This window comes from Pseudomonas sp. MWU13-2105 (assembly GCF_023242315.1).
In the GTDB taxonomy this organism is placed as follows: Bacteria; Pseudomonadota; Gammaproteobacteria; order Pseudomonadales; family Pseudomonadaceae; genus Aquipseudomonas.
This window is the reverse complement of record NZ_JALLIY010000023.1, coordinates 61182-74091: the sequence shown is the minus strand read 5'-3', so window position 1 is coordinate 74091 and position 12910 is coordinate 61182. Positions and strand designations below refer to the sequence as shown.

General features: G+C 63.2%; 14 protein-coding genes. 2 read left to right on the top strand and 12 right to left on the bottom strand.

What is annotated here, in order from left to right; all coding sequences use genetic code 11:
- Window positions 1-7 precede the first annotated feature (7 nt).
- The 7 genes from benC to M5B96_RS28130 all read right to left on the bottom strand — a co-directional run bounded on the left by benC (window position 8) and on the right by M5B96_RS28130 (window position 6455).
- Window positions 8-1030: a benzoate 1,2-dioxygenase electron transfer component BenC gene (gene benC, locus M5B96_RS28160; protein WP_248800197.1), complete on the bottom strand. Its 1023-nt coding sequence runs from the start codon at window positions 1028-1030 to the stop codon at window positions 8-10.
- Between the two features lie 10 nt (window positions 1031-1040).
- Window positions 1041-1529, bottom strand: a complete 489-nt coding sequence (benB, locus tag M5B96_RS28155; RefSeq protein ID WP_248800196.1) for a benzoate 1,2-dioxygenase small subunit — start codon at window positions 1527-1529, stop codon at window positions 1041-1043.
- On the bottom strand, window positions 1526-2902 hold the full coding sequence (locus M5B96_RS28150; RefSeq protein ID WP_248800195.1) for a Rieske 2Fe-2S domain-containing protein: 1377 nt from the start codon (window positions 2900-2902) through the stop codon (window positions 1526-1528). Before M5B96_RS28150 ends, benB begins: the two co-directional genes overlap by 4 nt.
- Window positions 2903-2987: 85 nt before the next feature.
- On the bottom strand, window positions 2988-3956 hold the full coding sequence (locus M5B96_RS28145; RefSeq protein ID WP_248800194.1) for an AraC family transcriptional regulator: 969 nt from the start codon (window positions 3954-3956) through the stop codon (window positions 2988-2990).
- A 99-nt stretch (window positions 3957-4055) separates the two neighbouring features.
- Window positions 4056-4961 (bottom strand): catechol 1,2-dioxygenase, encoded by a 906-nt coding sequence (catA, locus tag M5B96_RS28140; RefSeq protein WP_248800193.1) that lies wholly within the window; start codon window positions 4959-4961, stop codon window positions 4056-4058.
- A gap of 53 nt (window positions 4962-5014) precedes the next feature.
- Complete coding sequence (gene catC / locus M5B96_RS28135; RefSeq protein WP_248800192.1) at window positions 5015-5305, bottom strand: muconolactone Delta-isomerase; 291 nt, start codon at window positions 5303-5305, stop codon at window positions 5015-5017.
- Between the two features lie 28 nt (window positions 5306-5333).
- Complete coding sequence (locus tag M5B96_RS28130) at window positions 5334-6455, bottom strand: muconate cycloisomerase family protein (protein WP_248800191.1); 1122 nt, start codon at window positions 6453-6455, stop codon at window positions 5334-5336.
- Between the two features lie 102 nt (window positions 6456-6557).
- On the opposite strand from M5B96_RS28130, the gene M5B96_RS28125 reads away from it, so the two are divergent.
- Both M5B96_RS28125 and M5B96_RS28120 read left to right on the top strand, forming a co-directional pair.
- Window positions 6558-7430, top strand: coding sequence for a LysR family transcriptional regulator (locus M5B96_RS28125; protein WP_248800190.1), 873 nt, complete (start codon window positions 6558-6560; stop codon window positions 7428-7430).
- An 81-nt stretch (window positions 7431-7511) separates the two neighbouring features.
- A complete protein-coding gene (locus M5B96_RS28120) occupies window positions 7512-7943 on the top strand; it encodes a hypothetical protein (protein WP_248800189.1) in 432 nt (143 codons plus the stop codon).
- Window positions 7944-8079: 136 nt separating this feature from the next.
- Here M5B96_RS28120 and M5B96_RS28115 read toward each other — a convergent pair whose 3' ends face one another.
- The 5 genes from M5B96_RS28115 to M5B96_RS28095 form a co-directional block, all read right to left on the bottom strand.
- Entirely contained in the window at window positions 8080-9690 is a 1611-nt protein-coding gene (locus M5B96_RS28115) for a gamma-glutamyltransferase family protein (protein WP_248800188.1), read from the bottom strand.
- 30 nt (window positions 9691-9720) lie between these two features.
- A complete protein-coding gene (locus M5B96_RS28110; protein WP_248800187.1) occupies window positions 9721-10500 on the bottom strand; it encodes an amino acid ABC transporter ATP-binding protein in 780 nt (259 codons plus the stop codon).
- A gap of 2 nt (window positions 10501-10502) precedes the next feature.
- Window positions 10503-11276, bottom strand: a complete 774-nt coding sequence (locus M5B96_RS28105; protein ID WP_248800186.1) for an amino acid ABC transporter permease — start codon at window positions 11274-11276, stop codon at window positions 10503-10505.
- A gap of 12 nt (window positions 11277-11288) precedes the next feature.
- Entirely contained in the window at window positions 11289-12095 is an 807-nt protein-coding gene (locus M5B96_RS28100) for an ABC transporter substrate-binding protein (RefSeq protein ID WP_248800185.1), read from the bottom strand.
- Window positions 12096-12167: 72 nt separating this feature from the next.
- Complete coding sequence (locus M5B96_RS28095) at window positions 12168-12836, bottom strand: GntR family transcriptional regulator (RefSeq protein WP_248800184.1); 669 nt, start codon at window positions 12834-12836, stop codon at window positions 12168-12170.
- Window positions 12837-12910 lie beyond the last annotated feature (74 nt).

Genomic DNA, 12910 nt, shown 5'->3' with positions numbered 1-12910 from the left:
GATCTCCTCAGGCGACATCGTCGGTGACAAGGGTATTGGCGGTGAACTTCTCGTAGTGGAAGCTGCTCGGGCTCACGCCCTCGGCCTTGAAGTGCTGCCGCACGGCATCGACCATCGGCGGTGGCCCGCACAGGTAAACGTCGACCGCCCCGCCGTTGAGCACACCGGGAGCCAGATGCCGGGTGACATAACCCTGGCACGGATGCCGGGTCTGCGGATCGGAGACACAGGTGACGAAGCTGAAATTCGCCAAGCGCTCGCGAAATCCTTGCAGTGCCTCGAGCATGACCAGGTCCAGGTCCCGGGAAACCCCATAGACCAGATGGATCGGCTGACATTCGTTGTCTTCGGCGAGCACTTCGAGCATCGACAGAAACGGTGCCAACCCGGTGCCTCCGGCGATAAACAGCAGCGGCCGGGTGACCGCGCGCAAGTAGAAACTGCCCAGCGGCCCGCTCATCCACAGCTTCTCACCCGGTTGGGCGCGGCCCAGCCAACCGCTCATGAGCCCGCCCGGCACATGCTTGATCAGGAAACTGGCGTGGTGCTCGCCGGGGCGGCTGCTGAACGAGTACGAACGGGTCTGTGCACTGCCGGGGACAGCGATGTTCACGTACTGTCCCGGCAGGAACACCGGCGCCTGTTCGAGCTCGAAACGGACCTCCAGGGCCGCGTCGGCATGCGCAGTGATGCCCGCCAGGGTCGCGTCGAACCGCGAGGTGCCGGTCTTGCAGGCGCTGGACGCCACCGGCACCGCCAGCACGCAGTCACTCTCGGGGACCATCTGGCAGGTCAGCACCTGGCGCTGCTCGACTTCATCAGCCCCCAGCGCCTCCTCCAGATAGTCTTCGCCGAGGTCATAGACGCCGCTTTCGCAACGGCACTTGCAGGTACCACAGACGCCATCGGAACAGTCCATGGGCAGGTTGATCCGTTGGCGAAAAGCGGCATCGAGCACCTTCTCGCCGGCCTTGCAGTCGATGAAACGAGTGACCCCGTCCTCGAAGTTAAGGGCAATGCGATACGTCATGGATCTGCCCTCAGATATGGTAAATATCAATGACTTGGTGGATATAGTCGTTCTTGAGTATCACCTTCTTACGGGTGATCAGCGGTTGTTCGCCGCTGATATCCAGGCGATAGAACGACGTTCCGAAGTAGGAGTCCGTGGTCTTGTAGCGATGGCTGAGGGTGTGCCAGTTGAAACGCAGCTCGACTTCCAGCCCATCGCCCCCCAGTACTTCCAGGTTGGCGATCAGGTGCACCGTGCGCGGTTGCGGGGTACTGGCGCTGGAGCGTTCGGTCTTGATCCGGAACACGCGGTCTTCCAGGCCGTCGCGGTTGGGGTAGTAGATCAAGGAGATTTCACGCTGCGGATCTTCGGTCAGGCTGTCGTGGTCATCCCAGGCGGGCATCCAGAACTGCGCTTGCGGGCTATAGCATTGCAGCCATTCGTCCCACTGGCGGTCGTCGAGCAGCCGGGCCTCGCGATAGAGAAAATCCAGCAAGCGATCACGTGGCAGGCTCATACCTGGCCCTCCTTATCTGTGGCAATCAACCCCTGGCGTTCGCCTTCCAGCGCCGTGAGCAGGCTGGCGGCCCAGTGCGCGTGCTGGCGCACGAACAGACCTTCGTCCTCGGTCTTGATGCCGCTGAGCTGCGGAGTCATGCCCATTGCCCGGGCATTCTCGTCGGCCCCTTCCAACCATTGCCGCGCACCGCGGCTAAGGTCATTCCAGAGCGGGATCGAGCCCTGGTAGCCGGTCTGGCAGGAACGGAATTCCTCCAGGTCGTCGGGCGTGCCCATGCCGCTGACGTTGAAGAAGTCCTCGTACTGGCGGATACGGGTTGCGCGCTCCCCGGCACTTTCGCCCTTGGGCGCCATGCAATAGATGGTCACCTCGGTCTTGTCCACCGCGAGCGGCCGCACCACACGGATTTGCGTGGAGAACTGATCCATCAGATAGACGTTGGGATACAGGCACAGGTTGCGCGTCTGATCGACGATAAAGTCGGCACGTTCCTGGCCCAGGCGCTCGACCAGAGCCTGGCGATGGGCATGCACCGGACGCACTTCCGGGTTGAGCAGACGGGTCCAGAGCAGGATATGGCCATGCTCGAAGGCATAGACGCCGCCCAGGCTTTTCGACCAGCCATTGGCGTCCACGGCGCGCGTGCCCTCGGATTCATAGTTGCGCCGCTGCATGGTCGCCGAGTAGTTCCAGTGCACGGAGCTGACGTGGTAGCCGTCGGCACCGTTCTCGATCTGCAGCTTCCAGTTGCCGTCGTAGACATAGGACGAGCTGCCGCGCAGTACCTCGAGGCCTTCGGGAGCCTGGTCGACCATCTGGTCGATGATGATCCGGGTCTGCCCCAGGTAATCGTTCAGTGTCGGCACCTGCTCCGACAGGCTGCCGAACAGGAAGCCACGGAAGTTTTCGAAACGCGCCAGGCGTCGCAGGTCATGGGAGCCGTCGCAGTCGAAACTGTCGGGATAGGCGCCGGTCTTGCCATCCTTGACCTTGAGCAGCTTGCCGGTGTTGCTGAAGGTCCAGCCGTGGAACGGGCAGGTGAACGAGCCTTTGTTGCCTTGTTTGTGGCGGCAGAGCATGGCGCCACGGTGGGCACAGGCGTTGACCAGGCCATGCAGCACGCCCTGCTTGTCGCGGCTGATCACCACCGGCTGGCGGCCGATGAAGGTGGTGAAGTAGTCGTTGATCTCCGGGACCTGGCTTTCATGGGCCAGGTAGACCCAGCCGCCTTCAAAAATGTGTTTCATCTCCAGCGAAAACAGTTCGTTGTCGGTGAAGATATCGCGGCGGCAACGGAAAATTCCGCGGCCGGGGTCTTCCTGAACCGACTCGCGGATCTGCCGGGCGAGTCTGTCGAGTGTGTCGGTCATGGGCTGGGCCCTCCATTGTTCTTGTCTCAGGCGCCCTCACCTTATGCCTGCCCCGACCGTCACAATATCCGTCCCCTGCAAATCGCTATCCGCCCAGCGCTGACGCCGCCCGCCGGCGACGCCAGGTGTGCGAGGGCAACTCGCCAAAGCGTTTGCGATAGGTTTCGGAGAAGCGCCCCAGATGAACGAAACCATGATCCAGCGCCACTTCGGTGACACTACGGGCGCCCGGCAACTGCAATAGCGCATGCACCCGTTCGAGCTTGCGCTGGCGCACATAGTCGCGGGGCGAGATGCCGACATGCCGCTCGAACAGCAAGTACAGAGAACGCTCGCTGACCCGTGCCACCTCGCGCAATTGCGCTATGCCGATCTCATCGCACAGGTGCGCCTCGATAAATTCACGCACCGCCTCGAAGCCGCCACTTTCCTCGACATCGGGACTGATCCGCTGGACATTGCTCGCCAGCAGGCTTAGCAGCTTGCTGGCCACGATGCGCTCGTACAGCGCCTGTACCTCGGGCCCGGCGCAGCTCTCGGCTTCGTGACAGATCAGCGCCAGCAACGGTACGAAGCTGTCCAGGCCGGCCAGGTTGCGGCTCTGGCTATCGAAGCGGATGCCCTGGCGCGGGAGCAGCCAGTGCTGGTCCAGGCAGGCATTTTCCAGCAAGCGCACCGGCAGCTTGACGATGAACTTCTCGCAATCGGCCGAATAGGTCAGGTCCACCGGATCGTCCGGGTTGATCAGCAGGATCTCGCCGGGCGTAAAGATCCGCTCTTCGCCTCGGGAGCTCGAACGGCAATGCCCACTCAGGAGGATCTGCAGGTGATAGATGGTTTCCAGCGCCGGCGATGTCACCTGGACCCGGGCGCCGTAGCTGATGCGGCAAAGGTCGAGACTGGAAAAGGTCCGGTGCTTGATACTCGCCTGCGGGGGACCCTTGGGCGGCAGGCGAATGCAATGGCTGCCGACATGCTGGTTGACGTACTCGGAGACCGCATGGGCATCGGCTTGTTCGAAAATCCGGCTGCGCTCACTCAACAAGGTGGTCATGGGATACGCCTCTCTTGTTTTTCTATCAAGGCTGGCAAGACGACGAAAGTCCCGCGGGCAGACGCGCGCGGGACCTGTAACGCCGGAACGCGGCGAGGCTCAGGCTTCCAGGGCCCGCACCCGCTCACGCTTGTCCTGCTCCTTGGCGGCGTCGGTCGACTGCAAGGCAAAATCGAAATCGATCTCGGCATGCCGCCCGTTCGCGTCCTCCTGGAAGACGATTTCGGCAATCAACTCGTCGCGGGTGGCGTAGGCAAAGTCATCGTGCAGGTACGGGTCGCCGGCCAGGTTGATCTGCGTGGTCAGGTGGCGATGACCCGGGGCGGAAATGAAGAAGTGGATATGCGCCGGGCGCTGGCCGTGTCGGCCCAGTTGATCGAGCAACTGCTGGGTCGGACCGTCCGGCGGGCAGCCGTAGCCGGACGGCACGATGCTCTGGAAGCGATAGCGGCCTTCGGCGTCGGTGCGGATCCGCCGACGCAGGTTGAACTCCGATTGCGAGGGGTCGAAGTAGGAATAGGTGCCACCAGTGTTGGCATGCCAGACGTCGACCAGCGCATGGGCCAGCGGCTTGCCTTCGAGGTCGCGGACCTGGCCGCGCATGAACAGCACGGTGCCCGGATCGCGACCGTCATCGAGCCGGGCCTCGCCCTCACAGAGTGGCGCGCCGGCCACGTACAACGGTCCTTCGATGGTCCGCGGGGTACCGCCGACATGGCCGGCCTGCTCGTCTTCGGCATCCAGCAGCAGGTCGAGATAGTGTTCCAGGCCCAGGCCGGCGACCAGCAGGCCGGCTTCCTGGCGGCTGCCCAGTTCGTTCAGGTAGTTCACGGCCTTCCAGAACTCTTCAGGCGAGACCCGCAGGTCTTCGATCAGGCGGCTGCTGTCGCTCAGCACCCGATGGACAATCTGCTTCACCCGTGGGTTTCCGGCAGCCTGGTCAAGGCCGGCGGCGCCTTCGAAGAAGCTCTGGACTTCGGCGGTTTGGGAAATACGAACGGTCATGCTGGAGTTCCTCATCATTGTTCTTGTGGATGCAAACCTTGGAAAACCCGGGCTCAGCGGTCGTCGGCGTGGACCGAAGAGGGATGCCTGCACAGCGCCATGACCTCGATCTCCATATAGGGATAAAGCGGCAGTTGCATCAAGGTATCGTGCAGCGCCTGGGCATCCGGCACATCGAAGACGCTGACATTGGCATACAAGCCGGCGATGCGCCAAAGGTGCCGCCAGGTACCCTGCCGTTGCAGGCGCTGGGCCAGTTCGCGTTCCTCGGCCTTGAGCTGCGCGGCCTGCTCGGCGGGCATGTCAGTAGGCAGTTTGACGGTCATACGGACGTGAAAAAGCATGCGGTGAAAGTCCTCTCGGTTCAGGAAGTCAATGGCGGGCAAAGCGCGCCAGGCGCTCTTCGTCGATGACCAGGCCAAGCCCCGGCGTTTTCGGGATCAGCAACTGGAAATCCCGATAAACAGGCGCTTCGATCAGAATGTCCTCGGTCAGCAGCAGCGGGCCGAACAACTCGGTATGCCATTCCAGCTTGTCGAGGGTGGCAAAAGCATGCGCGGCCGCCAGGGTGCCGATGCTGCCTTCGAGCATGGTCCCGCCGTACAGGCCGATCCCCGCCGCCTCGGCAATCGCGGCGGTGCGCAACACGGCGCGCGGGCCGCCGGTCTTGGCGATCTTCAAGGCGAAAATACTCGCGGCGCCCATTTGTGCCAGGGCAAAGCTGTCCTGCACCGACTCAATGGCTTCATCGGCCATCAGCGGGATCGGGCTGTGGGCACTCAGGCGCACCATGCCGGCGCGATCATGCCGGGACAACGGCTGCTCGATCAGCTCGACCCCGGCCTCGGCCAGTCGGTGGCAGGCGTGCACCGCCACGGCCTCGCTCCAGGCCTGGTTGATATCCACCCGCACACTGGCGCGGTCGCCCAGGGCGCGCTTGATCGCCGCGACATGGGCGATGTCCCGCGCCGGTTCGCCGGCGCCGATCTTCAGTTTGAAATGACGATGGCGACGCAAGTCGAGCATGCGCTCGGCTTCCTCGATGTCCTTGGCGGTGTCGCCGCTGGCCAGGGTCCAGGCCACTTCCACGCCGTCACGCAGGCGCCCACCGAGCAGCTCGGCCAGGGGCAGACCAAGACGTTTGCCCTGGGCATCGAGCAAGGCGGTTTCCACCGCCGAGCGGGCGAAGGTATTGCCGCGAATGGCCCGGTCGACCCGCTGCATGGCCGCGTTGACGTTGCTGGCGTCCTGGCCGATCAGCAGCGGCGCGAACCAGGTATCGAGGTTGACCTTGATGCTTTCCGGGCTTTCCCCGGCGTATGCCAGACCACCGATGGTGGTGGCCTCGCCGATGCCGACAACGCCGTCGCTGCAACGGATGCGCAGGATGACCAGGGTCTGGCCATGCATGGTGTGCATCGCCAGTTTGTGCGGGCGAATGGTGGGCAAATCGACAATCTGGGTATCGAAGTGTTCGATTACTACAGCGCTCATGGCGTATCCATCTACGTGGTGTTTGTCTTTGAGCCATGATTGACGCCCAGGGCGGCCCCGGTCCAATATTGAATAAGTCTCGCTTCATACCCAGGAGGTATCGTGGAGCTTCGTCATTTGCGTTACTTCAAGGTCCTCGCCCAGACTTTGAACTTCACCCGCGCGGCCGAGCAGTTGAACATCGCCCAGCCGCCCCTCAGCCGGCAGATCCAGCAACTCGAGGATGAGTTGGGCGTCCCGCTGCTGGAGCGTTCGCGGCCGTTGCGCCTGACCGAGGCCGGGCGATTTTTCCAGGAGCATTCCAGCCAGTTGCTCGAACAACTGGAGCGGGTCTGCGCCGACACCCGCCGGGTGGCCAGCGGCCGCAAGCGTTGGCTGGGCATCGGTTTCGCCCCATCGACCCTCTATGGTGCCCTGCCCGACCTGATTCGCCGCCTGCGCAGTTTCGGCGATATCGAACTGGGCCTGTCCGAGCTGATTACCTTGCAGCAACTGGAGGCGCTGAAAAGCGGGCGGATTGATATCGGCTTTGGCCGGATGCTGTTCGATGACCCGGCGATCGTCCAGAAAGTCCTCCGGCAAGACCCCCTGGTGGCGGCGTTGCCGGCCGGGCACCCGCTGCTCGGGCGCCCGGTGAGCCTGGAGGAACTGGCCGCGCAACCGTTTATCCTCTACCCCGCCAGCCCGCGTCCCAGCTATGCCGACCATGTCCTCGGGGTGTTCGCCGGGCATGGCCTGAGTATCCACGTGGCGCAAATGGCCAACGAACTGCAGACCACCATCGGCCTGGTGGCGGCCGGGGTCGGCATCGCCCTGGTCCCGGCATCGGTACAGCGCCTGCATCGGGATGACATCGGCTATACGTCCTTGCAGGACAGCAGCATCACCTCGCCGATCGTCGTCAGTTACCGCGCGGGGGATGTCTCGGAGGTGTTGCAGCGTTGCCTGCGATTGTTGAACAGTCATGACGAGTAGCACTTTTTCCAGCGCGTTTCATTTGTCTGGTCGCCGGCTTGGCTGCACACTGCCCATCTGCCCTGAGTACAAGGAGCGAGCATGACAGAGCACAGCACGGGGGTCACACTCACCGCCAAGGGGCTGGTATTCGAGGATGACTGCGGCGAACCCTTTCTCCAGGATGACGCCGTGCGTGGGCTGCTGGAGAAGGTTTTTGCCGGTAGCGGTGTCGATATCACCGCGATCCACACCCAGAGCCAATACAAGAAGGCCCTGCGGCATGTGATGATCAGCTCGATCCAGGGCCCGGGCGGCGTCGAGGCGATCCTGGCCATGGCCCTGCAAGGGGTCGAGCTGCTGCATCAACAATTCGCCGGGCGCGACGACTTCCAGTCGCGGCTGTGTGCCGGGGCGCTGCAAGGCCTGTTGAACGGCGATCCCGATGGCCTGGCCAAGGCCAAGAAAGCCAGCAGGATCCTCGCCAGCGGCTTGCGGCCGGTCGCCAGTCTCCCGGACAAGCAGGACCTGTAGGAGCAGAGCTTGCTCGCGAAGGCGGATTCATGGGCGCTGCAGATCCGCGCTGAATGGCCGCTTGCAGCGGTTCGCGAGCAAGCTCTGCTCCTACAAGGGTATGCGGCCAGCCTGGGAGCACCGGGCCGGCCAGCGCTTACCACACGGCGATATGAGAGTCGGTGCGCGGTTCGGTACCGCCGCACAGCACACCGCTGACCGGATCGCGCAGGATGATCTGGCCACGCCCGTATTCGGTCAGGTCACAGGCGATTTGCACCTGGTGACCGCGCCGCGCCAATGCCATCGCCAGGTCCCGTGACGCGCCCTGCTCGATCCCGACCTTCATCTCCCCCAGCCACTGCCAGCGTGGTGCATCCAGGGCGGCCTGGGGGTTGAGACCGAAGTCCACCAGGTTCATGACCATCTGCACATGGCCCTGGGGCTGCATATAACCACCCATTACGCCGAATGGCCCGAGGGGCTCGCTGCCCTGGCTGAGAAAGCCTGGGATGATGGTGTGAAAGGTCTTCTTGCCGGGCGCCAGGCAGTTGGCGTGGCTCGGATCGAGGCTGAACTCCTGCCCACGGTTCTGCAAGGCAATACCGCTGTCAGGTAGCACCACCCCGGAACCGAAGCCGTGGTAGTTGCTCTGGATAAAGGAAACCATATTGCCTTCGGCATCGGCGCTGGCCAGGTACACCGTTCCGCTGGCATGGGGATCGCCGGGCGCGGGCGGCAGCGCCTGCTCGCCGATCTGCCCGCGACGCCGGGTGCTGTAATCGTCGCTGAGCAAGTCCGCGACCGCCATGCGCATATGCAAGGGGTCGGTGATGTAGTGCAGGCCGTCGCTGTAGGCCAGCTTCATCGCTTCCAACTGCCGGTGCCAGGTCTGTTGACTGTCGCGATGGTCAAAATTGAAACCTTCAAGGATCTTCAACGCCATCAGGACCACCAGGCCCTGGCCGCTCGGCGGGATTTCCCAGACGTCATAGCCGCGGTAGTTGATATGGATAGGCTCGACCCACTGCGCGCGATACCCCTGCAGATCGCTGCCGCGCAGGTAACCGCCGCTGGCCCGGGAATGTGCATCCAGGCGCGCGGCCAATTCGCCGCGATACAGGCTTTCGCACGCCGTGGCGGCCAGTTCTTCGAGGGTCCGGGCCTGGGCCGGGTTACGGAACAGCTCACCGGCCCGGGGCGCGCGGCCCTCGATCAGGAAAGTCTCGAACCAGGCTTCAAGCACGGCGTCGCGATGCGCGCCGAACTCCGCCAATGCCTCCTGCCATTTATAGGCGATCACCGGAGACACCGGGAAACCCTCTCGCGCCAGGCTGATGGCCGGCTGCAACAGCTCGGCGAAGGGTAGCTTGCCAAAGCGTTTCGACAACTCGGCCCAAGCCGAGGGACAACCCGGTACGGTCACCGGCGTCCAGCCATAGAGCGGCATCTGCGCGTGGCCCGCAGCCTTGACCCTATCGATGCTTAGCGCCGCCGGAGCCTGGCCGTTGCCGTTAAGGCCGTGCAATCGGCCCTTGCACCAGACCAACGCGAAGGCGTCGCCACCCAGGCCGCAACCGGTGGGTTCGACCACCGTCAGCGCCGCCGCCGTGGCGATGGCGGCGTCAATCGCATTGCCGCCCTTGCGCATGATCTCGATGCCGGCTTCGGCGGCCAGGGGCTGCGAGGCCGCGACCATGCCTCGGCGGGCAAATACGCTCTGGCGTTGCGACGGATAAGGGTATTGGTGGGCAGAGAATTTCAACATGACAAAGGCTCTTCCAAACAAGGGTTGGTTTCACAACACACGGCTGAGAAAGGCTTGGGTACGCGGATGCACGGGGCGGCTGAAGATCTGTTCCGGTGGTCCCTGCTCGATCAGTTCGCCCTGGTCGAGGACCACCACGCGGTCGGCGACTTCCCGGGCAAAGCCCATCTCGTGGGTGACCACCAGCATGGTCATGCCCTCCTCGGCCAACTGCTTCATCACCTGCAGCACCTCGCCGACGGTTTCCGGATCCAGGGCGCTGGTGGGCTCGTCAAACAGCATGGCCTGGGGTTTCATCGCCAGGGCCCGGGCAATTGCCACCCGCTGCTGCTGACCGCCGGAGAGCATCGACGGGTAATGCTGGGCCTTGTCCGCGAGGCCGACCCGGGCGAGCAAGGCACGGGCCTGTTCCAGGGCCTCGGCCCGTCGCACGCCGAGCACATGGATGGGCGCCTCGATGATGTTTTCCAGGGCAGTCATGTGCGGGAACAGGTTGAAACGCTGGAAGACCATGCCGATGTCCCGGCGCTGGCGGGCGATGTTGTGCTCGGAGTCGCGCACCAGGCTGCCATCGGCGCGTTCGTGGTAGCCCATGGCCCGACCGTTGACGCGAATGCGCCCGCCCTGGATATCTTCCAGCAGGTTGATGCAGCGGATGAAAGTGGTCTTGCCCGAACCCGAGGCGCCGATCAGCACCACTACTTCACCACGCCGGACCTGCAGGGAAATGCCCTTGAGAATCTGCAAGTCGCCAAAGGACTTGTGAATGTCCTGGGCGTCGATGATCAGTTCTTCACTCTTGTGCGCCATGTTTAACGTCCCCGCAGCATTTTCAGGGTGCCGCGACCGAACAGGCGGCTACCGGCGCCTGGTGGCGCCGGTCGATCAGACTGGCCGAAGCGCGCCTCCAGCCAGCGCTGGAAGAAACCCCAGAGGGTGGTCAACAGCAGGAAGTAGATCGCGACCACCAGGTACAACTCGAATACCCGGAATGTCGCCGAGGTCACCATCTGCGTGCTCAGCAACAACTCCTGCACGCCGATCACGCTGACCAGCGTGGTGTTCTTGAGCATCACGTTGAACTCGTTGCCCAGCGGCGGAACGATGACCCGGAACGCCTGGGGCAGGACGATGCGCCGCATCAGCTTGCCGAAAGTCATGCCCAGCGAACGTCCGGCCTCGTACTGGCCCTTGTCCACGGCGCCGATCCCGGCGCGGATGATCTCGGCCATATAGGCGCCTTCGTTCAGGCCCAGGGCTATGATCGCCGCCTGGATACTGCCCGGCACCACCAGGCCGAACAGTTCCAGATCTTCGAAACGGAAGATCCCGCCGGCAGCCAACGCGGTGTAGAGAAAGACGATCTGCACCAGCAGCGGCGTGCCACGCATCAACCACACGTAAAACCGCACCGGCAGGTGCAGCAAGGGATTGCGCGACAGGCGCAGCAACGCCGCCGCCAACCCCAGCACACAGCCCAGCGACATCGCCAGTACACTGATCAGGCAGGTCAGCCAGAGCCCGGTGAGGTACACCCCACTGGGCTGCAACAGGTACTGCCAGAACACGCCCCAATTGAAATTCATCGAGTGCCCGCCTCAGTCGAGTGTGTCGCTGGCAACATGCCATTTGCCCAGCAACTGGGCGTAGCTGCCGTCGCCACGCATATCACTGACGATCTGCTGCACCGCCTTGCTCAGTTGCGGATCGTCCTTGCGAATCCCGAGGCCGGTGAGAATCCGGCTGAAGGCCGGCACGCCCTCCTCGAACAGCTCGGGGGCCATGGCGGCGTAGTAACCGGCTGTTTCCACGGTGGTGCCGTAGGCGTCGACCTGGCTGATGCGCAGGGCTTGGAAGGCGTCGGTATCGGTGTTGTAGACCACCAGCTTCATCGGCGTCTTGCCGGCCTTGACCAGGGTTTCGTTCTCCGCGTCGAGCAGGGTCTTGATGGTCGAGCCGTTGAGCACCGCCACCTTGTGCCCGGAGAGATCGTCCAGGGCCTTGATCTGCTTGGGGTTGCCCTTGGGTACCACCACCGACTGGCTGGAATACATGTAGTTGACGATGTCGATCACCTGCCGCCGTTCGGGCTTGTCGAACAGTTGGTCGACAATCATGTCGCATTGCTGCGCCAGCAGTGCCGGCAGCAGCCCGGAGAAGGGAATCACTCGCCATTGCACGGTTTTATTGCCCAACCGCTTGGCGATTTCCAGGCCCAGGTCAACGGTCAGGCCCTTCGGCTTCTGGGCTTCGTCGAACGACACCAGCGGGGGGGAGTCCATGCCCGAGCAATAGGTCAGTTTTTCGACCTTCTGCAAACGCTCCGGCACCTGGGGCGCGGCCATCGCCCCCTGCGCCAGCAGAGCCAGGGATACAGCGACAAGCAACACGCGAGGTTTATGCATGACCAGACACTCCTGTTCGTTGATAACGGGGCAGTTCTTGAAGTCAAAACACCGCCGGGCTTGAGCCCGGTTCTATTTTTCCGCTTGTAGAAAGCTGATCAGTGCCGGCACCGTGCCTTCGATATGTTGGCGCACCACGGTTTCGGCGTGCCCGGCATCCCCCGCGCGAATCGCGTCGAGGATCACCGCGTGCTCCTGGCGGGCGCTCAAGGGTTTTTCACTGTGTTGCAGCCACAGGCGCATGGGCGCCTCAATCAGCGAATACAGGGCTGTTATCTGCTTCATCAACCGCGGCCGACCGCTGAGACTGCACAGGTATTCGTGGAAGGCCCGATGCCGGCTGACCCACTCGGCGCTTTCGTCGCGGTAGTCATCCATCGCGTCGAGCATGCGCTCCAGGGTCGCCAACTGACGCTCGCCGATCCTCGGCACGGCCACGCGGATCGCCAGGCCTTCGAGGGCACTGCGCATATCGAAGACTTCCTGCAGCTCATCGAACTCCAGGCCACTGACAATCGCCCCGCGATTGGGCCGCAAGGTCACCAGGCCTTGCGCGTCCAGGCGGCGAAAGGCCTCGCGCACCGGCATCCGGCTCATGCCGATCTCGCTGGCAATGTCCTCGGCGATCAGCCGGTCGCCTTTGCGGTAGCGCCCGCGGCAAATCGCTTCCAGCAGAAAGGTATAAGCCTCTTCTTCAGCGGTCTGGGGCTGACGTTCAACGTAGGCAGGGGCAAATTGCATGGCTAGCACCTTTGTCTTTTTGTATCCAATTATCCATGAATACAAAAAGGCACAAGTCATGCCAATTTCCTTGG